This is a genomic window from Fertoeibacter niger, from assembly GCF_009380135.2.
GTDB lineage: Bacteria > Pseudomonadota > Alphaproteobacteria > Rhodobacterales > Rhodobacteraceae > Fertoeibacter > Fertoeibacter niger.
Window position 1 is genome coordinate 1 of sequence record NZ_WHUT02000010.1, and the last position, 26,770, is coordinate 26,770.

Below are 26,770 nucleotides of genomic sequence, written 5' to 3' on the forward strand. Positions count from 1 at the left end.
AGATCCGCCGCCGCGACCGCGCCGCAGCGTCCTGATCACGGTCCGGCCCGGGGCGCCAGTTGCGGTTGATGTTGACCACCGGATGATAGGCCAGATCAGCCGTCAGCAGCAGCTGCTCATTGCCCGACTGCACCAGAAAATTCGCCATGCCAGGCGTGTGGCCGGCCGGCGACGGCAGGGCAGGGCAGGGGGCGGCGGTCAGCATGTTCATGCGGCGGTCGGGCGTCAGCACCGTTGTTTCCTTTCGCATGGCGCGGCTGGGGTGCTGCAAAGCTCTAGGAACCGCGCCACTCGTTGACCAGCAGGTCACGGAACCGCGCGGCCGCTGGCGACAACCGTGCACCGCGCCGTTCTACCAGACCAATGGTCCGCGTCACCACCGGGTCTTGCAGAATCACCGTGGCGATCAGCGGATGTTCACGCTGGGGGGTTGCTAGCTGCGGCAGGACCGAAATGCCCAGACCCGCCTCTACCAGACCCAGGGATGTGGACAGGTGGTTCACCTCGTAGAACCAGTTCAGGTCAGGCCGTTTCGCAGCGGTGGCCAATGCGCGGTCCAGAACCGCACGGTTGCCGGATGTCTTTGAGACCCCGATCAGCGGATGGCCCTCCAGTGCAGACCACGGCAGCGCCGCACGGGCGGCAAATTCATGATCGCGACGGCAGGCCAGAACAAACGGGTCTTCCATCAGCGGGGTAAACATCAGGTCATCGCGCGTTGCCCCGGTGATGTTGATGCCAAACTCCACCTCGCCATTTGCAACCGCGTCCAGCCCTTCGTTTGCTGACAGGTCCATGATCCGGAAACGGATTTCCGGATAGCGCGCATGGAAGGCCTGCACCACGCGCGGCAGGAAGTAAAAGGCGGCGGTGGGAACAGAGGCCAGCCGCACCTGCGCGCGGTGCCGCCCACCCAGGTCGGAAATCGACAGGATCGATTCCTCGAATTCATCCACCAGCCGCCGCATCAGCGGCATCATTTCGCGCCCGACCTGCGTGGGTCCGACCCTGCGGGTTGTGCGTTCGATCAGCTGCGCGCCGACCGCCTCTTCCAGTGCCTTGATGCGCCGCGACAGCGCCGGAGGCGACAGGTTCAGCAGTTTGGCCGCCGCATGGAACGACGAAAGTTCCAGCACCGCCAGAAAGGCCTTGAGATCCAGAAACTCGAAATTATTCCGCATATCGGAATAATGCTTCAATTCTTTGCAATTCACAACAGAGTCCTTTCCCGGCATTTCAGGTCTCGACAGCGGCGCGACCGCTGGAGGGGAAGACGAAGATGAATGATCTGCTGCGCATTCCGTGCGTCCTGATGCGTGGGGGCACGTCCGAGGGTCCGTTTTTTCTGCACAGCGATCTGCCCGCAGATCCGGCGGAACGGGACGCGCTGCTGATCGAGATCATGGGCTCGGGTCATCCCTTGCAGATTGACGGGATAGGCGGTGGCAACCGGGCGCGAGCGGATGACCTTCGGGCTGCACATGCTGACTGACGGCATCGAGTTTGTCGTGCTGGCCATGGGCATCTTCGGCTTTGGCGAAATCTTCAAGAACATCGCCGATCCGGAAAAGCGTGATGTGGTGCGCACGTCCATCGGGCGGCTTTGGCCCAGCCTGCAAGAGCTGCGCGAAAACATGGGCGCGATACTGCGCGGCACGGGGATCGGGTCGATCCTTGGCGTGTTGCCGGGCAATGGCGCGATCCTGGGGCCCTTTGCCAGCTATGCTGTGGAAAAGCGCATCTCGAAACGGTCACAGGACTTTGGCACGGGCGTCTCTCAGGCAGTGGCGGGCCCGGAATCGGCCAACAACGCCGGTGCGCAGACCAGCTTCATCCCTCTGCTGACGCTGGGCCTGCCGCCGAACGCGGTGATGGCGCTGATGGTGGGTGCGATGATGATCCAGGGCATCGTGCCGGGCCCCCAGGTGATCGAGCGCAACCCCGAGCTGTTCTGGGGTCTGGTCGCCAGCATGTGGATCGGCAACCTGATGCTGGTCATCATCAACCTGCCGATGATCGGGCTGTGGGTAAAGCTGCTGCAAGTGCCCTACCGCCTGCTGTTTCCGGCCATCGTGGCGTTCTGCTGCATCGGCCTGTTCTCCATCTCCAACGATCCTGCGCAAGTGATGCTGGCGGGGCTGATGGGGCTGCTGGGCTTCGGCCTGTGGAAGCTGCAATTCGAAGCGGCACCCCTGGCGCTTGGCTTTGTGCTGGGGCGGCTGCTGGAGGAAAAGCTGCGGCAGGCGCTGATCATCTCGGATGGCAGCATGATGACCTTTGTGCAATCGCCGCTGTCAGCATCGCTGCTGGGGATTGGTGCCTTTGCCCTGCTGATCGCGGTGCTGCCGTCGATCCGCAAGTCGCGGGATGATGTGTTCAAGGACGCCTGACCGAACAGGAAGCCGCGCGGCCCCGCAACGGCGGGGCCGCATCGCATGGCGCAGCCCGGCCCCCGTTTCACGATGCCGCCGGACCCCTGAGAGTTTTCAGATGTGTGGTGCTTGTCAGGCGCTTTACCGCAAGCGACACGCGCCAACAAACCGGGCATGACACCGCGTTGGCCTTGCGTCCCCGGTGCTTTCCCACAAAAGCAGCGACAGCAGGCGTGCGCGGTTTGCGGCGCAGCACAGTTCATGCGGTCAGCGGCGGGCCCGGGGTCTGCCGCGGCGGGTTGAAACCTGGGGGGTGCCGACCACACTCCGCAACATGCCGCCCCCCTGATCAGGGTGCTGTTCGCACCGAAAATTTCGGCTAGGTTTGCACAGGCCAGCGGTTTGCTGGCGCGAAATCACAGCAATCAGGCCCTGCATGAAGATTGCCCTCACACCCTTGCCGATCATGGCGGCGGCTGTCAGCACCATGGTCGTGCTGGCGGCTGCGGTTATCTGGCTGGCACAGGCACAACCCTGGACCGGCATGAGGCTTGCCGCCACTCAGGGTGGCACGGATGTCGTTGTGCTGGATGTGGCCCCGGGTGGGCCAGCCGCCATCGCAGGCCTGCGCCCGGGCGACCGTATAGCCGCCATCGCCGGCGTGACGCTGACGGAGCAAGATCTTGTGGAGGAGCCGGACACCCTGCGCAGTTATGATGACATGCGCCGGTTCTTTGCGCGGCAGGGCCAGTTTCACGATGCGCTGCGCAGCGGCGCGGTGACGGTGGGTGTCAGCATCGCTGATGGCGAACGTCTTGTCATGCTGCACCCTGCGCAATCGCGTCCTCTGGCCACATTGCCGGTGGCGTTCTGGTTGCAGGTCATCACTTCGGCAGCGGGAATGCTGATCGGCCTTTGGGTCTGGAGCCTGCGCATCCGCGATGCTGCGGCGCAACTGACTGCGGTGGCTGGCACGGCGCTGGCCGTGATGGTCTTTCCCGCTGCCGTCTACAGCACGCGCGATCTGGCGCTGCCATCGGCCCTTTTCCGCGCGCTGGCGGCGCTGGATCACTATGGCGCCTTTGCCTTTGGCGTGGCGATGGTATCCCTGTTCTACATCTATCCGCATCAGATCATCAGCCTGCGCAAGCTGCTGGTCCTGCCGCTGGTGATGGGGGTCTGGTGGCTGGCCGATACGCTGCGGATCGTGTTTCCGGGGCCGCCCACGGGGTTTCACCTGGCCGCCTTTCTGATGTTGCTGGCCTTTTTGCCAGCGGCACTGATGCAACACCGGCTGTCGCGCCATGACCCCGGCACGCGTGCGGCGCTGCGCTGGTTCACGCTGGCGGTGGCCTTTGGCACGGGCACGTTCGTGGCGCTGGTGGTTCTGCCCAACCTGTTCGGGTTGCAGCAACTGACTAGTCAGGCCAACGCCTTTGTGCTGCTACTGATCGTCTTTGCGGGCATCGGACTCAGCGTGGCGCGCTATCGCCTGTTCGAGCTGGAAAACTGGGCCTTCGGGCTGCTTTACAATCTGGCAGCGGTGATTGCGATCTTTGCGCTGGATGCGCTGCTGATCTTCGTGCTGGCCGTGAACCGGGTGGGCGCGCTCAGCCTGGCGCTGATCGTGGTGCTGCTGGCCTATCTGCCGGTCAGGGACATGCTGCGCAGACGGCATGCATCGTCAGAGGTGCAGCAGAACGCGCTGTTTCAAAGGGTGGTCGATGTGGCGCTGACCCCGCCCGATCTGGATCAGAACCAACGCTGGGCCGACCTGTTGCGCGCAGCCTATGACCCGTTGCACCTTGCGGCCGGTGATCCGGTCAGTGCGCCGCAGATCGTGGAGGATGGGCTGGGCCTTGCGCTGCCTGCGGTGGGCGGGGTGGCGGCGGTGCGGCTGGGCTATGCGCGGGGCGGGCGGCGGCTGTTTTCGCGCGCCGATGCCGCGCTGGCGCGCGAGCTTTGCGCCATGCTGGCACATGCGCTGGAAAGCCGCCACGCGCGCGAGGCAGGCGTGGCCGAGGAACGTGCCCGCATCGCGCGCGACATGCATGACAACATCGGGGCCAAGCTGCTTTCGGCGCTGCACTGCGCGGGGGCCGACCGCAAGGATACGATGATCCGCGATGCGCTGGCCGATTTCCGCGACATCATCAATGACACCAGCGCCGATGCCCGCAGCCTGGAAGAGGCGCTGGCCGATCTGCGGGTGGAATGCGCCGAGAGGCTGGAGGCCGCGCAGATTGCGCTGGACTGGCACGCGGATGAGGATGGGCGCACAATGCTGACCGCCAACGCGGTGCATACTCTGCGGTCGATCCTGCGCGAGGCGGTCAGCAACGTGATCCGCCATGCCGATGCGCGCCGGGTGGTGGTGCGCGTGCGCTGCGACCTGGGCCGGATCGAGCTGTCGGTGCAGGATGACGGGCGCGGGTTCCTGACCCAGGCTGCGACACCTGCGGGGCACGGCCACGGGCTGACCAACATCCGCACGCGGCTGGAGGCGCTGAACGGCAATCTGCGCCTGAACGGCAGCCGCCGTGGCACGCAGCTGATCGCGGCGTTTTCGGTGGGGTAGGGGGGTGACAGGCATGCAGCAGGTGTTGATCGTCGAGGATGTCGCCGAAACGCGGCAATGGCTTGATGCAATGGCCGCAGCGGCCTTTCCCGGCTGCGCCACCACTTTGGTGGGCGGGGTGCGGGCGGCCCATGCGGCACTGGCCCACATGCGGCCCGATGTGGCGCTGATCGACATCGGCCTGCCGGACGGCTCGGGGATCGACCTGCTGCGTGATATCCGCCGCACCTGCCCGCAGACCTTGTGCGTCATCACCACCGTGCTGGGTGATGACGCCAACATCGTTGCCGCGCTGTCGGTGGGGGCCAGTGGCTATCTGCTGAAGGAACAGCCGCCCGACCGCATCATCCGCCAGCTTGCGCAATTGGCTGACGGCATTCCTGCGCTGTCACCCTCGATCGCGCGGCGCATCATGGAGCATTTCCGCCTGACGGGGCCCGTTGCCAACGAAGACTTCACCCTTACGGCGCGCGAACGGCAGGTTCTGGGCTTCATCAGCCGGGGGTTGCGCAACGTGGATGTGGCGCAGCAACTGGGGCTGGGCGAGGCGACAGTGGCCAGCCACATCAAGGCGATCTACCGCAAACTCGGCATTTCGTCGCGGGCCGAGGCGTCTTGGCATGCCACCCGCATGGGCCTGACACCAGAGGGCGATGTGCCGTAGCCCGGCCCCTACCCTGAACGGGGGAGTGACGTTCTGCCCCCCGGCGGGTCATGTTCTGGCACCGAACGGCGCGTTCCGGCGCGCAGGCGGTCGCCTTGCCCATGCCCTCGGGTTCGGGCGGGTGCCACTGAAAAAGGGTAGGAACATGCAGATACTACGGCTATTCATCGGACTTTCATCAGTGATGGCGCTTGGCGCCTGTCTGGGCAATGGCAACGGCACTCCGGGGGGCCCCAATCCGCCGGACCCGACCGATTTTGCCGCGCGTTTTGATGCCGCCATCGGGCTTGGCCCCACCACCGACCTTCCCGTGGCAGGGCGCGCCAATTACGAAGGCCAGGTTCAGGTGAACATTCCGGGTGCCCCCCTGTCGCAGACCGAGGATGTGACCGTGCTGGGCGACGTGACGCTTGAGGTGGATTATGCCGCCGGGAACGCCTCGGTGCTGGACGGCATCGCGCAGAATTTCGCCGGAACCCTGAGCGACAGCACCACCGCCGAGCTGGACGGCTTCCTGTTGCTGACGGCGGCAGGGTCGCAACTGCGGCGCACCGATCTGCCGGCGCCGGTCTCTGGGTCAACGGGAACGCTTTCGGCGCTGTATGAAGGGCAACTGGGCTTTGACGGCACCAATGCGGCTGTTGATCTGACGCTGCAAGGCCCGGCTCTGGGTGCAGGCGGCGCGGCCTTTGCCGGGGCGGCAAATGCCTCGGTCGACTATGCGCCGGGCGAAGGCACCGATTTCATCGCCAACGGTGGCCAGTTCTATCTGGAACGTCAGTAACCACGGGATTTCAGCAAGACATAAGCCAAGAATGTGCGCATTTCTTACGACGCGAAGCCACGGCATCAAGGTGCCGTGGCTTTATTGCCTGTCTTGGGCGCTGTTGGCTTTCATGCTTGCCATCGCACCGGCGCAGGCGCAGCAACCGCTGAACCGTGGCGAGGCGGTGGCGCTGCTGCGGACAGAATTTGCACGGGCACAGGCCCTGCTCGAAGCGCGAAGGCCCGACGAGGCGCGCGCGATCCTTGAACGGCTGGTGATTGCCGCGCCTGAAACCCCCGCCTTCCGGCTTTTGCTGGCAGAGGTTCTGCTGCGTCAGGGCGTGGCAGACCGGGCGCGGTTTCACTATCATGCGCTGCGCGGCGCGCAACTTTCGCCTGCCGACCGCGCCCATGTCGAAGCACGGCTGGCCGCGCTGGCCGGTGGTAAACGTTGGGCCGGGCACCTTTCCTTTGGCCTCGTGCCGCAAAGCAACGTGGGCAAGCGCACCGCCGATGATACCATCACCATCGGCGGCATTGATTTTCAACTGGACGAGGCATCAAAGGCACGTTCGGGCACCGGCCTGTCATTCAGCGCGGGTCTGACACGGCGGGTGGTGCTTTCACATGATACCTTGCTGCGCTTTGGCGCGCAGGGCAGCGGGTTTGTCTATGCTGACCGCCGCTTCAATGACATGCGGCTGAACGCGCTGGTGGCGCTGGAACGGCAGGCCGGGCAGAACCTGACGGTCGAGATGGGCCTGAACCACACCTTGCGGCTGTTGGCCGACCGGCCCTATGCGCGCGGCCCCGGGCTGTGGCTGGCGGCCAGGACCAGGCTGGGGCGGGCTACGGTGCTGACGACCCGCGCGCAGGTGGATTGGCTGACCCATCCCGATGCACCCGGGCTGGATGGTGCGCGGCAGGGCCTGTCGCTGGGCCTGCACCATCAGGCCAGCCCGACGCTTGCGCTGACGGCGCAACTGTCGTTCGACCGCACCGATGCGCGGCAACCCGCCCAGGCGGGCGATGGTGCGTTGGTTGCGCTGGGGTTGCGGCAGGCCTTTGCGGGCGGGGTGACGGTGGGCCTTGATGCCAGCCTGCGCCGCGACGCACGCGATGCGCCGGATGGGCTGTTTGGCCTGCGCCGCGAAGACCACACCACATCGGTCGCGCTGAAGCTGATGCGCCGCGATCTGCGGATTTTCAACCATGCCCCGATGATCGAGATCCGTCACGAACAGCGCCGCTCGACCCTGCCCCTTGCTGCCTTTCGCAATACCAGCCTGGGTCTGTATCTGTCGCGCGAATTCTGAATCGTGAAGGATGGCAGGGCCACCGGGATTGCGCGCGCACGGCGGGCATGTGCGCCGGGGCGAGGGCAGCGGTTGCGCCTGTTCCGCAGCATACCTCGCTGCCGAAACCCGATCCATCCGATGCCCGGTCTCATCGCCTAGCCGCAGCAACTGCAATCCTCGATCCCGTCATCGCGCAGGGCTGGCAGATACCAGCGCGGCGGCAGATCGGCGGGCGTGACATCCGCCACGGGCACAAAGAAGCGCAGGCGATGCCGCTCGCCTGCTGCATCCCAGAACGTTGCCAGTGTTTCGACGGGTGGGCACCCCGGCACCTGGCAGTTCAACTGGGCCACGACGATCACCGCAGCATCGCCAAGGGCAAAGTGGTTGCGCAGCAGGGCCCGCAAAGCCGCGACTGCTGGGGCGTGTTCCCCCGGTTTGCGCATCCATTTCATCGTGATTTCCTGCGGCGTGGTGACTGGAAACTCTTATCATACGGTTCCCCTATATGGAACATTGTTCTTGATAGCGGACCTGACCCCTGCTAGCCTTTTCCGGCAAGCCAGTGGTGGAGGATCAATCGTGACCGAAAAAGTACTCGCCGCCGTGCGCACTGCCGCCAGCACAACCGAGTTCCGCGAATACCCGATGCCTGAAGTGCCTCAGGATGGCGCACTGATGCGGGTGGAGGTGGCCGGTATCTGCGGCACGGATGTAAAGCTTTATGCCAACCCGCCCGGCGATGATCCGGTCATCATGGGACATGAAAACATCGGCATCATCGAAAAGGCCGGCAAGCAGTTTTTGCAGCGCAAGGGCGTGAAGGAAGGTGACCGGGTGTTCGTCGAACACTACGTGCCCTGCTTTCAGTGCGAATGGTGCCACAAGGGCGAATACCGCCTGTGCAGCGCGACCGACTGGCGCAAGAACCCCGATGCCATCCGCTATGGCTATACCTCGGCGCGGCGCGCGCCCCACCTTTGGGGAGGTTTCGCGCAATACATGTATCTGCCGTGGAATGCGGTGCTGCACAAAGTGCCCGATGGTGTCAGCGCGGAACGTGCGGGTGTGGTGACGCCGATGGCCAATGGCATCCAGTGGGCGCTCTTGGATTGCGGGGTGGGCTATAACTCCACCGTGCTGATCCAGGGGCCGGGCCAGCAGGGGCTGTCGCAGGCCATTGCCTGCAAGCAGGCCGGTGCCTCGCTGATCATCATGACCGGCACGGCGAAAGACACGGCGCGTCTGGCGGCGGCGAAACATCTGGGGGTGGATTACACCATCAACGTGTCGGAAGAAGACCCGCTGGAACGCATCCGCGAAATCACCGGCGGGCGCGGCGTGGATGTGGCGCTGGATTGCACGGCGGGGGCGGGCACCATCCCCGTGCTGCTGGGCATCGAGGCGCTGGTGCGCAAGGGCGGCACCTTGCTTATCCAGGGCGAAATGTCTGATTTCCCCAATTTCCCGCTGGGCAAGATCGCCAACAAATACATCACCGTAAAGGCTGCACGGGGGCATAACTACCTGTCGTGCGAGTTGGCCTTGCAGCAACTGGCGTCTGATCGATTTCCGGTGGACCTGATAACCACGCACCGCTTCGGCCTGAAGGACACAGATCTTGCGATCAAATCCGTAGGTGGCAAGGGGGCCGAAGGGGTCATCCACGTCTCGTTGCTGCCCTGGGAATAGCCATGGTTCCGGTGGCGGTCATCACGGGGTTTCTGGGCGCGGGCAAGACCACGCTGCTGGGCCATATGCTGCACCATGCGCAGGGCAGGCGCTATGCGGTGATCGTGAATGAATTTGCCGCGGCGGGCATTGACGCCGAATTGCTGGACAGCGGTGCGGAAGACCTGATCGAGATGAACAACGGCTGCCTCTGCTGCACGGTGCGGGGCGATCTGATCCGCACATTGCACGGGCTGCTGCCGCGCCTTGCGGGCTTTGATGGCGTGATTATCGAGACCAGCGGTCTTGCCGCACCCGGCCCCGTGGCGCAGACCTTTCTGATTGACGAAACCTTGCGCGCGCATCTGGCGCTGGACAGCATCACCACCGTTGTCGATGCGCTGCATCTGCTGGACCAGTTGCATGCGCAGGCCGAGGTGCATGACCAGATCGCCTTTGCAGACCAGATCGTGCTGAACAAGACCGACCTTGTGCGCCCTGCGGCCCTTGCGGCGCTGGAGGGCCGGCTGCGCCAGATGAATCCCTTTGCGCCGGTGCTGCGGGCTGTGCGCGCCGAAGTGCCGCCCGACGCGCTGTTCGGGCGCGGCGGCTTTGACCTTGACCGTCTCGCGGCGCTGCTTGCCGACCAGCCGCCTGCGCATGATCACCACCACGGCCACCATGACCACCACCACCATGATGGCCACGATCATGACCACGACCATGGCAGCATCACCAGCGTCGTGCTGCACAGCGCGGCGGTGATGGACGCCGGCCGGCTGGGCGACTGGCTGGCCGGGCATCTTGCCGATCATGGCCGCGACCTTTTGCGCGGCAAGGGCATCATCCATGTGGCGGGGGATGACCGGCGGCTGGCGTTGCAATCGGTGCATATGATGCTGGAGGGCGCCTTCATCGGCCCCTGGCCCCCCGGCCCGCGCCTCAGCCGTCTTGTTCTGATCGGGCGCAATCTGGATGGCCCGGCCCTGCAATCTGCCTTTGAATCCTGCGCCGCCTGACCGGGGAAAGGAAAACCCATGCATGTTGTCGTCCAGTCCATCACCCGTGCGGCCTCTGAAGTTGTCGCAGATCTTGCGACATATGGCGTCGCCACCATTCACGAGGCGCAGGGCCGCAGTGGCCTGATGGCCCCCTACATGCGGCCGGTCTGGTCCGGGGCGCGGCTGGCGGGCACGGCGGTAACGGTGAGCGTGCCGCCCTGCGACAACTGGATGATCCATGTGGCCATCGAGCAATGCCAACCCGGCGATGTGATGGTGGTGGCCCCCACCTCTGCCTCGGATGCCGGGTATTTTGGCGATCTCTTGGCCACGCTGTTCAAGGCGCGCGGGGTGCGTGGTCTGATCATCGACGCTGGCTGCCGCGACGTGGCCGAACTGACGCGGATGGAATTTCCGGTTTGGTCGAAATGCATATCCGCGCAGGGCACGGTCAAGGAAACGCTGGGCTCGGTGAATGTGCCCATCTGCTGTGCCGGGCAGATTGTGCATCCGGGCGATGTGATCATCGCGGATGACGATGGCGTGGTGGTGGTGCCGCAGGGCAGCGCCGCCGAGGTTGCCGAAGCCTCCGCCGCGCGCGAGGCGCGCGAGGCGCGGATCAGGGCCCGCTACGCGGCGGGCGAGTTGGGCCTTGACATGAACGACATGCGCCCGGCGCTGGCCGCCAAGGGCCTGACCTATATCTGACCGCCCCCATTCAGTGACGGAGCCAACATGATCATTGATTGCCACGGCCATTACACAACCGCCCCGTCGCAGCTGCAAACCTTCCGCGATGCGCAGCTGGCCGCCTTTCGCAGCGGCGGCACCATGCCGACGCTTGCCGCTATCAGTGATGATGCGATCCGCGAAAGCCTCGAGGCGAACCAGATCATGGCCCTGCGCGAACGGGGCTGCGACATGACGATCTTTTCGCCGAAGGCCAGCGCCATGGCGCATCATGAGGGCGACGAGGCCGTGTCGATGGCTTGGACGCGGATCAACAACGACTTGATCCACCGCGTCACCACGCTTTACCCCGAGATTTTCATCGGCGTCTGCCAACTGCCGCAATCGGTGGGCCAACCGATCGCCCATTCCATCGCCGAACTGGAACGCTGCGTGCTGGAGCTTGGCTTTGTGGGCTGTAACCTGAACCCCGACCCCTCGGGTGGCCATTGGAACGGCCCGCCGCTGACCGACCGCGCCTGGTATCCGTTCTTCGAAAAACTGGTCGAGCTGAACGTGCCTGCGATGATCCATGTGTCGGGGTCGTGCAACGCCAATTTCCACGCCACCGGCGCGCATTACATCAATGCCGACACCACCGCCTTCATGCAGTTCCTGCAGGGTGATCTGTTCCGCGACTTTCCCGACCTGCAACTGGTCATCCCGCATGGCGGCGGGGCCGTGCCCTATCATTGGGGCCGTTATCGCGGGCTGGCCGACATGCTGGGCAAGCCGCATCTGAACGAGCACATCATGCGCAACGTCAGCTTTGACACCTGCGTGTATCACCAGCCGGGGATTGACCTGCTGTTTCGGGTCATCAACGTGGAAAACATCCTGTTCGCCTCGGAAATGTTCGGCGCGGTCAAAGGGATAGACCCGGAAACCGGCCACAACTTCGATGATACGAAACGCTATATCGATGCGCTGCCGCTGTCTGCCGCCGACCGGGCAAAGGTGTATGAGGGCAATGTGCGCCGCATCTATCCCCGGCTGGATGCCAAGCTGCGCGCGCGCGGGCTCTAAGCCGTGACCCCCGGACGCCGCGAAGATCACCGCCTGCTGACCGGGGCCGGGGCCTATCTGGCCGATGCGCTGCCCTCGGGCTGCCTGCATGCGGTTTTCGTGCGCGGCGACAGGGCGTCGGCCCGGCTGACCCGGATTGATGCGGATGCGGCCCGCGCGATGCCGGGTGTGCGGGCCGTGCTGCTGGCTGCCGATCTTGCGCCCTTGGCTGACCTGCCGCAGGACAGCCTGCCGCGCGACGACGGCGGCACCGCTTTTGCCTGCCCGGTGCCGCTGCTGGCGCATGCCACCCTGCGCCACATCGGCGAGCCTCTGGCCATGGTCATCGCCACCACCGCCGCGCAGGCGCTGGACGCCGCCGAGGCGGTGATGGTCACTTCCGAGGATATTGGTTTCACGTCTGAAGTAGCCTTTGTGAAGCGGGCGGGCAATGCCGAAGCCGTGCAGGCCGCGCTGGCGGGGGCGGCCATGGTGGTGACAGTGCCCGTCACCGTGCCGCGCCTGCATGCCGCACCGCTGGAGCCGCGCGGCTGTTTTGCCGAAACGCTGCCCTGCGGCCGCCTGCACCTGCGCAGCAGCACGCAAAACCCCTTTGCCTTGCGCAAGGCCTTGGCACAGCTTATGCGCCGCCCGCCCGACAGCATCCGGGTGACGGCGGGTGATGTGGGCGGATCGTTCGGCCTGAAGGGCTTTCTGACGCGGGAAGAGGCGCTGGTGGCCCATGCGGCCACGTTGCTGGGCCAGCCCGTATGCTGGTTGGCCACCCGGTCAGAATCCTTTCTGGCCGATCATCAGGGGCGCGGCGTGACCGGTCTCGTGACCCTTGGCCTTGACGGGGCGGGCCGCTTTCTGGCGCTTTCGGCCGCATTCTCGGCGGATGTCGGGGCCTATGCCTCGAACCGCTCGTTGGGGCTGGTGAACAATCTGGGCGGGCTGGTGGGGGTGTATGACATACCGCTCTCGCATGTGACCGTGACCGGGATGACATCGGCCCGCGCGCCGATTGCGCCGTTTCGCGGCCATGGCCGGCCCGAGGCGACACTGGCGCTGGAACAGGCTGTCGATGCCGCCGCCCGGCAGTTGGGTGTTAGCCGTGTGGCCCTGCGGCGGCGCAATCTGGTGACGGCGGCGCAGCTACCTTATCAGACCGCGCTGGCCTTCCGCTTTGACAGTGGCGATTTTCCCGCGCTGTTCGACAGGCTGACCGCTCTGGCCGATGTAAAGGGCGCGCCGGGGCGTGCGGCGGCGGCGACCAGCCGGGGAATGCTGCACGGGCTGGGCGTGATCACCTGTGTCGAGGCGGCGGGCGGGCCGGTGCGCGCCCCGCGGCCCGACCATGCGCGGCTGACCTTCCGCGCCGATGGCACGATCCTGCTGGCCCCGGGTGTCATGTCGACCGGGCAGGGGCATGAAACCGGCCTTGTGGCCATGGCCGCCGCCGCGCTGGATGTGCCAGTTGCTGCGATAACCTATCTGAATGGTGATACGGATGCCCTGGTGGACGGGCGCGGCAGCGGTGGGTCATCCGGTCTGGCCGTCGCAGGTGCCGCTTTGCATCTGGCGCTGGACAGGGTGCACGATGACGGCCTTCAGCTTGCCGCGCGGCATCTTGATTGCCCTGTCGAATCCATCACCTTTGCCGGCGGCGTGTTTCGTGCCGAAGCGCGCAATGCCACCCTGTCCCTTGCGGAACTGGCCGCCGCACAAGGTGGTGAATGGGTGGTGGGGGCCAGCTTTACGCCCCCCGCAGCAACCTTTCCCAATGGGGCTCATGCCTGCGAGATCGAGATTGATCCCGACACCGGCGCGATCAACATCACCCGCTACACGGCGGTTGAGGATGTTGGCACCGTGCTGAACCCCGCGCTGGTCGAAGGGCAGATGCAGGGCGGCATCGCGCAGGGGCTGGCGCAGGGGCTGGGCGAGTGCATGGAATTTGATGCCGAACAGCAGATCCTCACCGGATCATTCATGGATTACCGCATGTTCCGCTCGACCGACTGCTTTCCGCTGGTTCTGGCCAGCCACCCCTCACCCACGCCGGTCAACCCGCTGGGCGTCAAGGGCGTGGGCGAGGCGGGCACCGTGGGCGCGCTGGCCGCGCTGAAATCGGCGGTGGATGACGCGCTGGCGCGTGCCGGTGTGACCGAACCGCTGCAACTGCCCGCCACCCCGCTGGCCGTGTGGCAGGCGTTGCAACACAAAGGCAATGCGCCATGACAGATGCGACCTTTGGCCAGCTTCTTGCCCTGACTTCGGCATTCCTGTTTGCGGCCAGCGGGGCCTGCATTTCGCGCAGCACGATGAAACTGGGCGACCGGGGCGTGATGTTTTCGGTGCTGGTGACAATCGTGTTCTCGGCGGTGCTGTGGCTTGCCATCGAGGGCCCGGATCTGAGCGGCGTGATGACGCCGCAAGGCTGGCGCGGCCTTGCGTGGTTTGCCTTTGCCGGGCTTTGCGCCATGGTGCTGGGCCGCAGCTTTCAATATGTGTCTTTGCGCAAGCTGGGTGTCACACGGTCCTCGGCCACCAAGCGGCTGAACCCGTTTTTTTCCGTGGCCATCGCCGCTATGGTGCTGGCAGAACCTGTATCGGCCATCGCCGCAGGCGGCATGGCGGTGACGGCGCTGGCGTTTTACCTGCTGATCCGGGCGGGGGCAGGGCGGGCCACGGCGGGCGTCGTGCCCCGGCTGATGGATTACAGCTGGGGCGTGGGGTCGGCGCTGGCCTATGCCGGGGCCTATATCACCCGCAAGATCGGGCTGATCGACCTGCCCTCACCCGCGCTTGGCACATTGGTCAGCGCGCTGACCGGCATGGCGATCTTTCTGGCGCTGGCGCTGGTGAATGCGCGGCAGCGTGCCAGCCTTGTGGGGGTGTTCCGCTATCTTGACCGCTGGAACATCGCCGCTGCCGTGCTGATGTCGCTGGGGCAGATCGTGCTGTTCTGGGCGCTGCTTTATGAACGGGTGTCGGTGATCGTGATGATCGCCTCGCTTGAGGTGTTCATCGCCTCGTTCCTGTCGGTGGTCGTCCTGAAAACCGAGGCCCGCCCCGATCTTGCGACCTATGTGGCGGCGGGCCTTGGCACCCTGGGCGTGATCCTGATTGCCTCAGGCTGAGGCGGGCGCGCCAAAGCCGCCTTCCGCCGCCGTAAGCGGCACAACGCGGCCCCCCAGATACTCCGCTTCGGGGCCGTAAAGCAGGGCCTTGACCTTGGCGGGGCTCAACAGCTTTATCATCTGATCAACCTGCCCGAAAAACGGCAGCGGCAGCGCCCCAGCCTGCGAAAGCTCCAGCGCCACATCCATGTCCTTTTCATGCCAGGTGAAATTCGTGCTGTCCCAGCGTTCCAGCGTGGTGTTGCGCGCAGGCGATTTCAGCAGCAGCTCGCGCATCTTCTGCGCGTCAAGGCCATAGCGTTTGGCCAGCAGCAGCACTTCGTAATTGGCCACGCACATCGCCCAGTGCATCATGTTGTTGCATGTCTTGGCCAGTTGCCCCGACCCGATGGCACCCACATGTTCGACAAACCGGCTGTAGCTTTCCAGCGCGGGCCGCAGGCGCGCGACATCTTCGGCGCTGCCACCGCAATAGGTGCCAAGGTCGCCGTCCACCGCGCCTTGCAGGCCGTAAACCACGGGCGCATCCACAAAGCCCACGCCCTGCGCGGCGCATTCGGCATGCAGGCGCACCATGGTATCGGGATGGTTGGTGGCCGATATGGCAATGACGCTGCCCGGTGCCAGCCCTGCCGCCAGCAGGCCGCGTGTCACGGTTTCCGACTGCGCGTCGCTGACCACCACGATGATGAACACCTCGGCCTGTGCCGCGATGCCCGCCAGATCATCGGCCACGTTCAGCCCCGCATCCCGGGCCGCCGCGCGCTGCGCCGGATTGACATCGGTTGCCCAGACCTCGTGCCCGGCGCGCAGCGCATGGCCCGCCATAGCCAGACCCATGGCACCTACCCCTACAAAGCCGACTTTCATCTTTTACCCTCCTGCTCAAGTGCTTGACACCACAAAGCTGACGCGCGGCGCGGTGCAGTCAAAAGCTGATTTTCGGGCATTCGGCATGGCGGAACCGGCATCGCCCAATCAGCGGAAACTGCGCGACATTTCTTTCATGCGGAACGGCGAACCGTATGGCGGTGTCGACCCGCTAAAGATGCCGCGAATGCTCGCCGATCTCGGCGTTCAGCCGGTCAACCAGCCGGTCGATGAAAGCCTCGAACCGCACGGCGTTCAGGCCCACAACCCCCTGGCGGCGGCGCACCAGAAACAGCGTGCGCGTGATGCGGGGGCGTTCGATCAGTTGGCTGGCAATCACGCCGCTGCGCAACTCGCCGATCATCGCGCCGCGTGGCAAAATGCTGGTGGCCGCGCCCTTGGCCACAAGATTCTTGATCGCGCGCACCGATTGCACCTCGTAAGCCACCTTGAAGGGCAGGGAAAGCCGCGTGGCCTCATCCCGCACCAGATGCCAGACCACATCCTGCCGGCTGGCCAGCGCCAGTTCGGTATTCATCGCCTCGGCAAAGCTGATTGCGGGCTCACCGTTCCAGTTTTCGGGGCTGGTTGCGAACAGCAGATCCTCTTCCAGCAGGGCCTTGCGGGTAAAGCCCTGCTCGATGGGGGCGTTGTAGGTCAGGGCGTAATGCAGCTCGTCCCGCTCCAGCCGCCTTTGCAGGATGAAGCTGAACTCCTCGACCAGCCGCAGGGCGATTTCAGGCAGCTCCTTGGCGGCCTCCTCGATGATTTCTGCACCCACAAGGCGCATGATGCTGGGCGTCAGACCCATGTTCACCACGATCTTGTCAGGTGATCCCGCCGCCTTCACCTCTTGCCCCGCCGTTTCCAGCCGCGCCAGAATTTCAAGCGCATGGCGATACAGCAGTTCGCCCGCCAGCGTCGGCTCTACCCCGCGGGAATGGCGGTTCAGCAGGTGGACGCCCAGTTCTTCTTCAAGGTTGCGGATCTGGATTCCCAGCGCAGTCTGGGCGATGTTCAGCTTTTCGGCGGCATGGGTGATGTTGCCCACCTCGATCGCGCGCGTGAAGTAGCGGAGTTGCTTGAAATTCATGGCCAGCCCCTCCCGATGTCGCCAGCACCGACCCTTCGGAACCATCACGCTACTGACAGGCCAGATGAAAGGCAAATGCTGTGCCGAGGCCGCGCAAATAGTTTGGAGAAAATTCCCCCATGCGGAACAATGTTCTGCCTGAATGCTTTGTGGCGGCCATAGCCCCATGAAAACAAGGCCCCGCTGATTTATCGCTGGATGACAGCAAAATAGCTTTGATCGACTCATGTGCAAAAATCTCTAGAATCCTCACTAAGCCGAAATGGCTCGATGACGTTCGGGAGGGCGGCATCACACTAAGGGGAGGAGATACGGATGAACAGACGATCGGCTTTGGCCGCCCTTGCCTTTGCGGCCGCTTTCAGCGTGCCAACTGCAGGTGCAGCGCAGACGGTGGAGGAATTCTACACCGGCAATACGGTGGAGCTTTACATCGGTTATACCGTCGGCGGGGGCTATGATCTTTATGCCCGCGCCCTCGCTCGCTACATGGGGAAATACATTCCCGGCAACCCGACGGTCGTTCCGGTGAACATGGACGGCGCGGGCAGCCTGCGGATGACCAACTGGCTTTATGAGGCCGCACCACAGGACGGCACCGTGTTTGGCACCTTTGCCCGGGCCGCACCGTTCGACCCGCTGTTCGGCAACGCCGATGCGACCTTTGACGCCCTGAAGTTCAACTATATCGGCAGCGCCAACAACGAGGTCAGCATCTGTGCCGCGCTGGCACGTTCGGGCATCGAGACTTTTGACGACCTGAAGGAAAAGGAACTGATCATCGGCGGCACTGGCGACACCGCCGATACCGTGCAGTTCCCCAAGGTGCTGAACGCCGTGTTCGGCACCAAGATGCGGATCATCAACGGCTATCCCGGCGGCAACGACGTGGTGATGGCGATGGAGCGCAACGAGGTCGATGGCCGCTGCGGCTGGTCCTACACCAGCGTCAAATCTGGCAGCGCGGAATGGCTTGCCAATGGCGACCTGAACATGCTGATGCAATTGTCCACCACGAAGCACCCGGAAATCCCCGAAGTGCCGCTGGTGATGGATCTGGTGCAGAATGAAGAAGACCGCAAACTGCTGAACCTGGTCTTTGCACGCCAGACGCTGGGCCGCCCCTATGCCGCCCCGCCGAATGTTCCCGCCGACCGCGTCGAGGCTTTGCGCTCTGCCTTCATGGCAACGATGGCCGACCCCGAGTTCCTGGCAGAAACCGCAGCACTGGAACTGGAGATCACCCCGGTTGATGGCGCGGCCATTCAGGCGCTGGTCGAAGAGGTCTACAAATCCGACCCTGCGGTGATCGAACGGCTGAACGGCATCCTGCAGTAACGCTGGCTGCCCGATCACCACATGCACCCCCCGTCCGCGGGGGGTGTTTTCATGTGCGGATGGCGGGCCGGGGGATCATGGCAAATCAGGTGCCGCCCGTGCCAGCCCCGCGTTGGCGCCCTTGCCAAAGATGCCGTCGCCTTGCCGCGGCAGCGGGGCAAGCGATGGTCTGCCTCTGGCTGTTGCGCTTGCCGCCTGTCGCGGTAGACTGGGCTTGTGAGGAATCCAATGCCACATCGCCTTTGCCCGTCTTGCCGGTGACATGGCGCGCATCGGCGCTGCCAGTGGGCGTGGCGGTGTTGGCCGTTCTTGTGGTGTTGTCGGTTCGGTGCATCCGGGCTTGGGGCACCATCGCGGCAAAGGGGACAGCAGCCAAGGCTCAGGTGGCGCTGCTGCACCACAAGGCGGTGGCGGTTGAGACCCGCCTTGCCCGGCATTTCAACCAAGATGACTGACAGGAGGCAATGATGTCTGATCCCATGATCGTCGGCTGGGCGCATACCAAATTCGGCAGGGCCGAGGCTGCCGATACCACAGCCCTGATGGCCGAAGTCGCGCGCCCCGCACTTGATCACGCGGGTATCCCGCCCGATGGCGTGGATGGCATCTTTGTGGGCGTCTACAACAACGGCTTTTCGCGGCAGGACTTTCAGGGCGCACTGGTGGCGATGGGCACGCCGGAACTGGCGGGCATTCCGTTTCTGCGCACCGAGAACGCCTGCGCGACGGGTTCGGCGGCGCTTTATGCGGCGGCAGATTTCATCGCCTCGGGGCGCGGGCGCACGGCGCTGGTGATCGGGGCGGAAAAGATGACGGCAACGCCGACGGATGAGGTTGGCACCATCCTGTTGTCGGCCAGCCATGTGCCGGAAGAGGCCGCCATAGCGGGCGGCTTTGCCGGCGTGTTCGGCCAGATCGCCAACAGCTATTTCCAGCGCCATGGCGACCGTTCCGAAGAACTGGCAATGATCGCGGCCAAAAACCATTCCAACGGCATGCTGAACCCGCTGGCACATATGCAGAAAGACCTTGGCTTCGACTTCTGCAACCGGCCATCTGACAAGAATCCGCTGGTCGCAGGGCCGCTGCGCCGCACCGATTGCTCGCTGGTGTCGGATGGTGCCGCCGCCATTGTTCTTGCCGATGCCGAGGTGGCCGCCGGGCTGGCGCGCGCGCTGCGTTTCCGGGCGCGGGCACAGGCGGGCGACATTCTGGCCTTGTCGCGACGCGATCCCATTGCCTTTGATGGCGCGCACCGGGCATGGGCGCTGGCGCTGGAACAGGCGGGCTGCGTGATCTCTGACCTGGATCTGGTGGAGACGCATGATTGCTTCACCGTGGCGGAAATGATCGAGTATGAGGCGATGGGTCTGGCCGCGCCCGGCATGGGCTGGCGTGTGGTGCGCGACGGCACCACACGGTGCGACGGGGCCTTGCCGGTAAACCTGTCGGGCGGGCTGAAATCACGTGGCCATCCGATCGGGGCCACCGGCGTTTCGCAGCATGTGATGGTGGCGATGCAGCTGATGGGCGAGGCCGGGGCAATGCAACGGCCCGGTGCCGGGCTGGGCGGCGTGTTCAACATGGGCGGTGCTGCGGTGGCGAACTACTGCTCGATCCTGGAGCGCGTCAGGTGAGCGAGCACGGGGCGGCGTCGCGCCGGTATCAACCCGCGTGACGAACCTTGCCACGCTGCAGACCCCAGGTGGCGCGGCGCGACACTGAAGGCATCGCGCGGGTCATGGGTGAAGTGATCTGGACTTGGGCCGAATTCGAAAGGCGCACCGATGCGCTGGCCGCTGGCTTGCAACAGCGGCTGGGTGATGTGCCAGTTACAGAACTGCCGTGCGATGTTGCAGGCGATGTTTGCCGTGTGGCGGGCGGGGGCTGTCTGGGTGCCCGCCAATTTCCGCCAGACGGCGGAAGGATCAGCCTGGCTGACGCAACCCTCGGGCGCGCGGCTGCTTTTGTGCAAGGCGGGCTTTGCCGACCACGCGTCGGCATGCCGCGCAGGATGCGACGGATTGCAGGTGCTGTGCTACGGTGCGTCGGGTTTTGCGCCCTTGGTCAAGGCGCTGACCGGGGAATTTCTGGGCCAGAGGCCACAGGTCGCGGTGGCGGAACGTGACGAACCCTGCTGGTTCTTCTTCACCTTTGGCGCCACGGGCCGACCCAAGGCATCTGTGTTGACGCATGGGCAGGTGGCCTTTGCCGTCACCAACCATCTGGCCGATCTGACGTCCGCCGATGCCTTTCTGGTGGTGGCCCCCCTGTCACATAGTGCGGGGGTCCATCAACTGACCCAGATCGTGCGCATCGCCACAGGCGTCCACGGTCGGCTGGCGCCACGGCGCGCCATATCTGCATTGCCACGGCATCTGGACAGCTGACGGAACGCCACAGATGGGCCTTCTTCTGCCGTTTGACTCCGTGCTGTCGAATATACCAAAGTCAGTGGCCTTGGCAGCGCCGGTGCATGGTTCGGGGGCATGCCAGATGCCGAGACCGCCTTTGCCCTGTTCACGCCGCAGGCCGATGCGCCGATCCCCGAACAGGTGGGCCGGATGGCGGCACAGGCGCTTGCTTTCCCTGGCCGCATCGACGCACTGGTGAACAGCGCGGCTGTGGCGGTGTTCGCGTGGGTTGTGCAGACGAGGTTTGCGGCGGATCATCCACGTTGGCTCAGATGCCGCCCAGAAATTCCAGAATGCGGGCTGGTGCGGTGGCCACGGTCTGCTGATCCGGCGTTGTATCCCAGAACTGCACATTGGGCGAACATTCCTCGATGAATCGCGCGGCTGACAGGGCGTGCGACGCATCGCGGCCGGGGATGACCAGCGTGGGAATATCCAGGCGCATCAGGTCTTCGGGTTCGAAACCCGGCACCGAATCGCGGTCAAGCAATACGCGCGGCAGGCCCGCCACGATCAGCTTGTAATGCTCCGGCTTCTGGGCAAGGAAAGCCGCGCGAAACGCCGGGTCGCGGCGCAGCACCGGGGCCCAGGGGCCGGGGCGCGGGTCTTTGCCAAAACCCTCCGTGGTGGCCAGCGCCAGATCGACCACGCCTTGCAGGCCGCCCGCCTCCACCTGCGCCAGATGCAGGGCAAAGCGCCGGTGCCCGTTCAGCCGGAACCCCGCCCCGCCCACGGGCCAGTATTGCACCATGCTCATCACCCGTTCGGGATGCGCGCAGGCAAAGGCCGCCACCGGGCAGCAGCCCATGCAGCCGCCGATCAGATGCGCGCGGTCAATACCCAGATGGTCCAGCAGACCGCGCCCCTGCGCCACATAGTCGGCCCAGCCAATGCGCTGCACCCGCCCGCCCGACTGCCCGGTTTCCCGCCGGTCGAACAGGATGCAGGTGTAATGCTGCGGCAGATGGTCCATCAGCCGGATCTTGGCATAGATGCCAAGGTTTTCCCACTTGTCGGCACTGGCGTCAAAGCCGCCGGGCGCGAACATCAGCAGCGGCGGGCCGTCGCCGCGCAATTCATAATGGGTTTCGATACCGTCAATCATGGCGGTGGGCATGGTGTCATCCTCCCATGGCGGGCCGTGTCAGATTACGAATTCGTCCTGCATTTCCGGTGCGAACAGATCGTCCGGTGTCAGCCTGCCGGTGCTGAGGCCCTGTTCGCGGTGATACCGCAGAAAGGTTTCCAGCACGCGGCGGTTCGGCTCCAGCCCATAGGGCCAGAAATCATCGCCCATCAGCGCCACCGCCTCTTCGACATGGGCGTTCAGCCAGGGCAGCATGCCCTTCAGCGCCGCCGTTTCGCGCAGCCCCTCATAGCAGATGGCCTGTGCCGCGTGGAATGCCTTGTAAAGCGCGCGGGCGATCCAGCGGTTCGCCTCATACACCTCGCGGCGGATGGCGATCACATGCATGATGGGGAAGATGCCGGTTTCGCCCCAATAGGCTTTTTCCACCGCCACATGATCGGGGAACAGCCGCCGCACGGCCACCCCGTCAAAGGTTGAAGGTTTGCGTGCCGTCACCAGCGCGTCAATCTCGCCATCCCGCAGCATGCGCGACAGGGTCTGTTCGCCGCTGATCCGCTCCACCCGAAAGCCGGGCGGCAGGTTCAGCGGCATCTTTTCCTCGCGGCCCGGGGCCTCTTCGCCGCCGGTCACATGGATCATGCTGTCGGGGGCCACGCCGTAGTGTTCGTGCAGGATGCCCCTGATCCAGACCGGTGCCGTCATCTGGTATTCGGGGCTGCCCACGCGTTTGCCTGCCAGATCGGCGGGGGTGGTGATGCCGGATTTCGCGCTGACATAGATGCAGGAATGCCGGAAGAACCGGCTGGGGAACACAGGTATCGCCACAAAGGGCCGGTCTTCACGCTCCAGCGACATGATGTAGGACGACATCGAAAGCTCGGACACGTCGAACTCACGGAAGCGCAGCATGCGGAAAAAGGTCTCTTCCACCACAAGATCCTGAAAATTCAGGTTGATGCCGTCGGGCGTCACGCTGCCATCCATCAGGGGGCGCACGCGGTCGTAATCCCAGCAGGCAAGGCTCAAGGTCAGCTTGCTCATCCTTGTCTGGCCCTTTTTCTTTTGTGTTTCAGTAGAATTCGTCAAAGTGGATCTGCCCGGCAGGCACGCCTTGCGCATGCAGGCTGGTGCGTATGGCGGCGGCCATTGCGGGCGGCCCGGCAAAGTAGATCTCGCATTCCGCCAGACGCGGGCCCAGATCGGCCAGCGCGATGTCATGGATGAACCCGATCGGCCCCGCCCAGTTTCCGGCCAGTGCAGGGTCTGATATGGCCGTGACCAGCCGGAAACGGTCAGACACCAGCGGCGTGACACAGGCCGCCGGGGCCAGATCGGCCGGGCCGCGCCCACCAAAATAGAAATGCACCGTTCGCCCCTGCAAGCCCGGGGCCGCCACCGCTGCCCGCGCGATAGACACCATGGGCGACAGGCCCGAACCGCCAGCCAGCAGCACGATGTCGCGCGGAATGTCGGGGCGCAGATGGGCCAGCCCGTAGGGGCCATCCAGCGCGATGGCATCGCCGGGGCGCAGATTGTCGAACAGCAGCGTCGTGGCCGCCCCGCCCGGCACCCGCTTTATCTGAAAGCGCCAGATATCCTCATCCGGCAGGTTGCACATGGAATAGACCCGCGCGCCCGCTACCCCCGGCACCGACAGCAGGGCATACTGGCCGGGCAGAAAGCCGGGCTCGCCGTCAATGCGAAAGGCAAATTCCGCCATGTCGTGATTGAGCGCATCGCGCGACACCAGCACGCCGCTGCGTTGCACGGGCCGATGCACCGGCACGGCATCGGGATCGGCCCGGAATTTCACCACACAATCGGACAGTGGCCGCGCCTGACAGCCCAGCCAGCGCCCGCGTTTGCGGTCCTTTTCCGTCCAGGCGGGCGCATCGGCGCGCAGATGGTCCACCGCGCCCGCGACAAGTTCAAACCGGCAGTTCCCGCAAGAGCCTACATTGCAGGAGTATGACATCCCAACCCCGGCGCGCAGGGCAGCCCGCATAACGGTGTCGCGCTCGGCGCAGGCAAAGCTGAGATCACTGCCGGTCAGACTTATCTTGTGCATGGTTCCTCAGGGGCTTCGGACATAGATCGGCTGGCCGGGTTCATAGCCCAGCCGTTCCGACAGTTTCTGCGCCATGCCGATCACCAGATCGGCCAGCGAGGGGAAATCGCGCTTCTTGATGCGCAGCCGTGGCCCGGCCATGCCAAGCGCGGCAATCACCCGCCCGTCGGCCTGATGCACGGGTGCAGCGATGCAGCGGGTGCCTTCCTCGCATTCTTCATCTTCTGTTGCATAGCCCGCGCGTTTCACCCGGCGGATGCGTTCGGCCAGCTCATCGGGGTTGGTCAGCGTGTTGGCAGTGCGGGCCAAAAGCGGCTGGCCAAGAAATTCCTCCAGCGCGGGGGCGCGCAGACCCGCCAGCAGGCACAGCCCCTCGGCCGTGGTATGCGCCGGGCGGAACTGCCCGGTGATGGACCGCAGGCGAATGGATTCGTTGCTTTCAAAATCATGGATGAACACGACATTGCGTTTGTCGAGGATGGCCAGCCGGGCATTCTCGCCGGTACGCTGGCGCAGGTCATTCAGGAAAGGCTTGGCCTCGGCTGCCACATCCAGCCGCGTGCGCACCTGCGAGCCCAGCGAGAACAGCCCGATGCCCAGCCGGTAGCGGCCTGTTTCGGGGTTCTGTTCCAGCAGGCCCTCGTCCAGCAGGGCCGTGGCCAGACGGTGCACGGTGCTTTTGGCGATTTTCAGCCGCTTGGCCAGTTCGCTGATGCCCAACTCCCGCTCATCCAGTGAAAACGTCTTCATCAGGTGGATCGCCGTTGTCACCGACGACAGGCGCTGCGCATCGCGGCGGATATTGCGATTGATGGGCTTCGCGGGCTCTTCGTTCATTTTGCAGACCTTGTTCTGACGGACATGCGTTCCGTTATACAGAACCTGCGCCTTTCGCAAAGCCGGTGCTTCCCGTCAGCCATGGCTGTGGCCCTTGTGCGGGGCATGGGGATGTGGGTGGTGATCGTGGTGGTGATCGCCATGATGGTGGCCGGGGTCGCGGAAGTGAATCCGCTCACCCGCCGCGCTGTCGTCCTGGAACAGCAGCGACTTGATGGTGACAGGAACGGTCAGCGATGGCAGCCGGATGCGCCCAAGGTCGATGAAATCGAAATTCCGCAGGGTGATGCCGTCAATCACCAGCAGGTCGCAGGCCAGATGCAATTCGTCCCGCAGAATGCCGCCCAAAGTCTGCGCTATGTCGCCGTCAATCATGATGTGCAGCGGCCCGCCATGGGCGATGCGGCCCGCCATGGCGGCGGCGATACCATCGGCCAGGCGGCGCAGCCGGGCATATTCCGGCAGCACCTGCCATTCGAAGGCCAGGGCTACCTCGCAATGGGTTGCGTCCAGATCAAACGCTGTCAGCTGCGCCAGAATCGCAGCGGCTATGTCGGACGCAAGGGGGTCGGCGGAGAAGTCGATTTCAGGCTTGATCACCTGCATGTTGCGGCGGGGCAAAAGCGCGCCCGGGCGGGTAATCAGGCTGGTCTGGCCCGACAATTGCACCGAATATTCCGACGCCCCCAGCGCAGTGGCCCGGATGCAGGCACCCGCTGGCAACAGGGGTGCCGGAAACTGCCCGCTTTCCAGCCGGGCACGGATGGCGCGGCCCAGATGCAGGCCCAGATCGCCAAAATCGCGCGGCTCGCGGTCATAGACATATTCCCCGACGCCGCCGGAAAACATGATGCCGCCGATATTGGCGAGCGTGGGGGGCAGGTCTGTCAGGAAAAGGTTGGCAATCGCAGGCAAAGGCGCGGGGCGCAATGCCTGCACCAGTGCATCGGCCATACCTTCGGCGATGCGCGCCATGTCGGCTGCTTCCAGCGCCGTGCCCGGCGCAAGGTGCAGGCCCGCATTATGGGCATGATGCACGCCCGAAGGGTCGATCCGGGCAACGCGCCCATCCTCGGTCACGATCAGCCGCCCGCCAATATGCAGCGCCGCCGTCCAGCGCACGATGCCATTTTCAACAAGCGCCAGCTTGGTGGTGCCCCCGCCGATGTCGATGTTCAGGATGCGCTGCCCGCTGTCATGGCTGGCCCGTGCGGCACCTGACCCATAGGCGGCCAGCATCGCCTCCATATGGTTGCCGGCCGTGGCAGTCACGAAATCACCGCCACGCGCGGCCAGAATGGCGGCCACCGCCGCTGCATTCTCGCGCCGCAGCGCCTCGCCGGTCAGGATGACAACGCCGGTATCAATCTGGCGCGGCAGGATTCCGGCCGCGGCATAGGCGCTGTCGATGATCGCCCCCAATGCCGCCGCATCAATGGTATGCGCATCAAGATAGGGCGTGAAGGCGACGGGCGACTGGTAGGCGGTCTTGCGGTCAACGATCACATAGCGGCTGCCCAGATCATTGCTGCGGCGTTGCAGATGGATCTGCGAAAAGATCACCTGTGTGCCGGCTGATCCCACATCAATGCCCACCGACGACAATTCCACATTGTCGCGCAGCCAGATCGGGTTGTCCTCCAGCGCGCCGGGAGCGATGTCGTCATGGTCATGATCCGAGGTTTCGTCATGCTCATGCGGGGCATATTCGCTGAACCGGTGGTCCGCGATCGAGTGCCCCTTGTTTCCGCCTGGTTCGGCCATCGGATTTCTGTTCCTCTATACGGATCATCGGTCCATTGACGGAACAGTAGTCAGAACATACCCTGTCTGC

25 protein-coding genes and 1 pseudogene are annotated in these 26,770 nt (G+C 64.6%); 16 read left to right on the plus strand and 10 right to left on the minus strand.

The window, feature by feature from the left end:
* Nucleotides 1-250, minus strand: a pseudogene (locus GEU84_RS15690) (hypothetical protein); the annotation flags it as partial.
* Nucleotides 251-275: 25 nt separating this feature from the next.
* Nucleotides 276-1,181 carry a LysR family transcriptional regulator gene (locus GEU84_RS15695; protein ID WP_152827819.1) on the minus strand — a complete coding sequence of 302 codons (906 nt, stop codon included), beginning with the start codon at nt 1,179-1,181 and terminating at the stop codon, nt 276-278.
* 131 nt (nt 1,182-1,312) lie between these two features.
* On the opposite strand from GEU84_RS15695, the gene GEU84_RS15700 reads away from it, so the two are divergent.
* The 6 genes from GEU84_RS15700 to GEU84_RS15725 all read left to right on the plus strand — a co-directional run bounded on the left by GEU84_RS15700 (nt 1,313) and on the right by GEU84_RS15725 (nt 7,695).
* On the plus strand, nt 1,313-1,492 hold the full coding sequence (locus GEU84_RS15700) for a PrpF domain-containing protein (protein WP_241427732.1): 180 nt from the start codon (nt 1,313-1,315) through the stop codon (nt 1,490-1,492).
* Nucleotides 1,443-2,390, plus strand: a complete 948-nt coding sequence (locus GEU84_RS15705; protein WP_338144819.1) for a tripartite tricarboxylate transporter permease — start codon at nt 1,443-1,445, stop codon at nt 2,388-2,390. Before GEU84_RS15700 ends, GEU84_RS15705 begins: the two co-directional genes overlap by 50 nt.
* A 418-nt stretch (nt 2,391-2,808) precedes the next feature.
* Nucleotides 2,809-4,950: an ATP-binding protein gene (locus GEU84_RS15710; protein WP_152827823.1), complete on the plus strand. Its 2,142-nt coding sequence runs from the start codon at nt 2,809-2,811 to the stop codon at nt 4,948-4,950.
* A gap of 13 nt (nt 4,951-4,963) precedes the next feature.
* On the plus strand, nt 4,964-5,614 hold the full coding sequence (locus tag GEU84_RS15715) for a response regulator transcription factor (protein ID WP_152827825.1): 651 nt from the start codon (nt 4,964-4,966) through the stop codon (nt 5,612-5,614).
* A gap of 145 nt (nt 5,615-5,759) precedes the next feature.
* Complete coding sequence (locus GEU84_RS15720; protein ID WP_152827827.1) at nt 5,760-6,398, plus strand: hypothetical protein; 639 nt, start codon at nt 5,760-5,762, stop codon at nt 6,396-6,398.
* Nucleotides 6,399-6,429: 31 nt separating this feature from the next.
* Complete coding sequence (locus GEU84_RS15725) at nt 6,430-7,695, plus strand: surface lipoprotein assembly modifier (RefSeq protein ID WP_174539920.1); 1,266 nt, start codon at nt 6,430-6,432, stop codon at nt 7,693-7,695.
* A gap of 137 nt (nt 7,696-7,832) precedes the next feature.
* Here the strand turns inward: GEU84_RS15725 and GEU84_RS15730 are convergent, their stop codons facing one another.
* Nucleotides 7,833-8,132, minus strand: a complete 300-nt coding sequence (locus GEU84_RS15730; protein WP_152827831.1) for a hypothetical protein — start codon at nt 8,130-8,132, stop codon at nt 7,833-7,835.
* A gap of 127 nt (nt 8,133-8,259) precedes the next feature.
* Here GEU84_RS15730 and GEU84_RS15735 point away from each other — a divergent pair, with 127 nt between their 5' ends.
* From GEU84_RS15735 to GEU84_RS15760, 6 genes are read left to right on the plus strand one after another with little or no spacing between them, the layout of a single operon-like run.
* Nucleotides 8,260-9,369 (plus strand): alcohol dehydrogenase catalytic domain-containing protein, encoded by a 1,110-nt coding sequence (locus tag GEU84_RS15735; RefSeq protein ID WP_174539921.1) that lies wholly within the window; start codon nt 8,260-8,262, stop codon nt 9,367-9,369.
* 2 nt (nt 9,370-9,371) lie between these two features.
* Entirely contained in the window at nt 9,372-10,367 is a 996-nt protein-coding gene (locus GEU84_RS15740) for a CobW family GTP-binding protein (protein ID WP_152827833.1), read from the plus strand.
* Between the two features lie 18 nt (nt 10,368-10,385).
* Nucleotides 10,386-11,057, plus strand: coding sequence for a 4-carboxy-4-hydroxy-2-oxoadipate aldolase/oxaloacetate decarboxylase (locus tag GEU84_RS15745; RefSeq protein ID WP_152827835.1), 672 nt, complete (start codon nt 10,386-10,388; stop codon nt 11,055-11,057).
* 27 nt (nt 11,058-11,084) lie between these two features.
* A complete protein-coding gene (locus GEU84_RS15750; protein WP_152827837.1) occupies nt 11,085-12,104 on the plus strand; it encodes an amidohydrolase family protein in 1,020 nt (339 codons plus the stop codon).
* A gap of 3 nt (nt 12,105-12,107) precedes the next feature.
* Complete coding sequence (locus GEU84_RS15755; RefSeq protein ID WP_152827839.1) at nt 12,108-14,324, plus strand: molybdopterin cofactor-binding domain-containing protein; 2,217 nt, start codon at nt 12,108-12,110, stop codon at nt 14,322-14,324.
* Nucleotides 14,321-15,226, plus strand: a complete 906-nt coding sequence (locus tag GEU84_RS15760; RefSeq protein WP_152827841.1) for a DMT family transporter — start codon at nt 14,321-14,323, stop codon at nt 15,224-15,226. Before GEU84_RS15755 ends, GEU84_RS15760 begins: the two co-directional genes overlap by 4 nt.
* Here GEU84_RS15760 and GEU84_RS15765 read toward each other — a convergent pair.
* Both GEU84_RS15765 and GEU84_RS15770 read right to left on the minus strand, forming a co-directional pair.
* On the minus strand, nt 15,218-16,096 hold the full coding sequence (locus tag GEU84_RS15765) for an NAD(P)-dependent oxidoreductase (RefSeq protein WP_152827843.1): 879 nt from the start codon (nt 16,094-16,096) through the stop codon (nt 15,218-15,220). The genes GEU84_RS15760 and GEU84_RS15765 overlap by 9 nt on opposite strands.
* A gap of 172 nt (nt 16,097-16,268) precedes the next feature.
* On the minus strand, nt 16,269-17,189 hold the full coding sequence (locus GEU84_RS15770) for a LysR family transcriptional regulator (protein ID WP_174539922.1): 921 nt from the start codon (nt 17,187-17,189) through the stop codon (nt 16,269-16,271).
* A 315-nt stretch (nt 17,190-17,504) separates the two neighbouring features.
* Here GEU84_RS15770 and GEU84_RS15775 point away from each other — a divergent pair, with 315 nt between their 5' ends.
* The 4 genes from GEU84_RS15775 (at nt 17,505) to GEU84_RS15790 (ending at nt 20,917) form a co-directional block, all read left to right on the plus strand.
* Nucleotides 17,505-18,527, plus strand: coding sequence for a Bug family tripartite tricarboxylate transporter substrate binding protein (locus GEU84_RS15775; protein WP_152827847.1), 1,023 nt, complete (start codon nt 17,505-17,507; stop codon nt 18,525-18,527).
* A gap of 257 nt (nt 18,528-18,784) precedes the next feature.
* Nucleotides 18,785-18,982 carry a hypothetical protein gene (locus GEU84_RS15780; RefSeq protein ID WP_152827849.1) on the plus strand — a complete coding sequence of 66 codons (198 nt, stop codon included), beginning with the start codon at nt 18,785-18,787 and terminating at the stop codon, nt 18,980-18,982.
* Between the two features lie 12 nt (nt 18,983-18,994).
* The gene (locus GEU84_RS15785; RefSeq protein WP_152827851.1) at nt 18,995-20,164 is read left to right on the plus strand and encodes an acetyl-CoA acetyltransferase; all 1,170 of its coding nucleotides are present in this window, start codon (nt 18,995-18,997) and stop codon (nt 20,162-20,164) included.
* A 150-nt stretch (nt 20,165-20,314) separates the two neighbouring features.
* A complete protein-coding gene (locus tag GEU84_RS15790) occupies nt 20,315-20,917 on the plus strand; it encodes an AMP-binding protein (protein WP_241427730.1) in 603 nt (200 codons plus the stop codon).
* A gap of 292 nt (nt 20,918-21,209) precedes the next feature.
* Here GEU84_RS15790 and GEU84_RS15795 read toward each other — a convergent pair whose 3' ends face one another.
* From GEU84_RS15795 to GEU84_RS15815, 5 genes are all read right to left on the minus strand, one after another.
* Nucleotides 21,210-22,058 (minus strand): alpha/beta hydrolase, encoded by an 849-nt coding sequence (locus GEU84_RS15795; RefSeq protein ID WP_152827853.1) that lies wholly within the window; start codon nt 22,056-22,058, stop codon nt 21,210-21,212.
* A gap of 27 nt (nt 22,059-22,085) precedes the next feature.
* Nucleotides 22,086-23,072 carry an ABC transporter substrate-binding protein gene (locus tag GEU84_RS15800; RefSeq protein ID WP_152827855.1) on the minus strand — a complete coding sequence of 329 codons (987 nt, stop codon included), beginning with the start codon at nt 23,070-23,072 and terminating at the stop codon, nt 22,086-22,088.
* 28 nt (nt 23,073-23,100) lie between these two features.
* Entirely contained in the window at nt 23,101-24,099 is a 999-nt protein-coding gene (locus tag GEU84_RS15805; RefSeq protein ID WP_152827857.1) for a 2Fe-2S iron-sulfur cluster-binding protein, read from the minus strand.
* A gap of 6 nt (nt 24,100-24,105) precedes the next feature.
* Entirely contained in the window at nt 24,106-24,936 is an 831-nt protein-coding gene (locus GEU84_RS15810) for an IclR family transcriptional regulator (protein WP_152827859.1), read from the minus strand.
* Between the two features lie 75 nt (nt 24,937-25,011).
* The gene (locus GEU84_RS15815; RefSeq protein WP_152827861.1) at nt 25,012-26,700 is read right to left on the minus strand and encodes an ethanolamine ammonia-lyase reactivating factor EutA; all 1,689 of its coding nucleotides are present in this window, start codon (nt 26,698-26,700) and stop codon (nt 25,012-25,014) included.
* Between the last annotated feature and the right edge of the window lie 70 nt (nt 26,701-26,770).

Coding starts and splice junctions, on each gene's coding strand:
- GEU84_RS15785 (WP_152827851.1), top strand. CDS start 18,995: ATGTCTGATCCCATGATCGTCGGCTGGGCGCATACCAAATTCGGCAGG.
- GEU84_RS15795 (WP_152827853.1), bottom strand. CDS start 22,058: ATGCCCACCGCCATGATTGACGGTATCGAAACCCATTATGAATTGCGC.
- GEU84_RS15790 (WP_241427730.1), top strand. CDS start 20,315: ATGCGCTGGCCGCTGGCTTGCAACAGCGGCTGGGTGATGTGCCAGTTA.
- GEU84_RS15760 (WP_152827841.1), top strand. CDS start 14,321: ATGACAGATGCGACCTTTGGCCAGCTTCTTGCCCTGACTTCGGCATTC.
- GEU84_RS15805 (WP_152827857.1), bottom strand. CDS start 24,099: ATGCACAAGATAAGTCTGACCGGCAGTGATCTCAGCTTTGCCTGCGCC.
- GEU84_RS15715 (WP_152827825.1), top strand. CDS start 4,964: ATGCAGCAGGTGTTGATCGTCGAGGATGTCGCCGAAACGCGGCAATGG.
- GEU84_RS15730 (WP_152827831.1), bottom strand. CDS start 8,132: ATGAAATGGATGCGCAAACCGGGGGAACACGCCCCAGCAGTCGCGGCT.
- GEU84_RS15700 (WP_241427732.1), top strand. CDS start 1,313: ATGCGTGGGGGCACGTCCGAGGGTCCGTTTTTTCTGCACAGCGATCTG.
- GEU84_RS15765 (WP_152827843.1), bottom strand. CDS start 16,096: ATGAAAGTCGGCTTTGTAGGGGTAGGTGCCATGGGTCTGGCTATGGCG.
- GEU84_RS15800 (WP_152827855.1), bottom strand. CDS start 23,072: ATGAGCAAGCTGACCTTGAGCCTTGCCTGCTGGGATTACGACCGCGTG.
- GEU84_RS15740 (WP_152827833.1), top strand. CDS start 9,372: ATGGTTCCGGTGGCGGTCATCACGGGGTTTCTGGGCGCGGGCAAGACC.
- GEU84_RS15750 (WP_152827837.1), top strand. CDS start 11,085: ATGATCATTGATTGCCACGGCCATTACACAACCGCCCCGTCGCAGCTG.
- GEU84_RS15720 (WP_152827827.1), top strand. CDS start 5,760: ATGCAGATACTACGGCTATTCATCGGACTTTCATCAGTGATGGCGCTT.
- GEU84_RS15775 (WP_152827847.1), top strand. CDS start 17,505: ATGAACAGACGATCGGCTTTGGCCGCCCTTGCCTTTGCGGCCGCTTTC.
- GEU84_RS15745 (WP_152827835.1), top strand. CDS start 10,386: ATGCATGTTGTCGTCCAGTCCATCACCCGTGCGGCCTCTGAAGTTGTC.
- GEU84_RS15695 (WP_152827819.1), bottom strand. CDS start 1,181: ATGCGGAATAATTTCGAGTTTCTGGATCTCAAGGCCTTTCTGGCGGTG.
- GEU84_RS15725 (WP_174539920.1), top strand. CDS start 6,430: ATGTGCGCATTTCTTACGACGCGAAGCCACGGCATCAAGGTGCCGTGG.
- GEU84_RS15810 (WP_152827859.1), bottom strand. CDS start 24,936: ATGAACGAAGAGCCCGCGAAGCCCATCAATCGCAATATCCGCCGCGAT.
- GEU84_RS15815 (WP_152827861.1), bottom strand. CDS start 26,700: ATGGCCGAACCAGGCGGAAACAAGGGGCACTCGATCGCGGACCACCGG.
- GEU84_RS15770 (WP_174539922.1), bottom strand. CDS start 17,189: ATGAATTTCAAGCAACTCCGCTACTTCACGCGCGCGATCGAGGTGGGC.
- GEU84_RS15710 (WP_152827823.1), top strand. CDS start 2,809: ATGAAGATTGCCCTCACACCCTTGCCGATCATGGCGGCGGCTGTCAGC.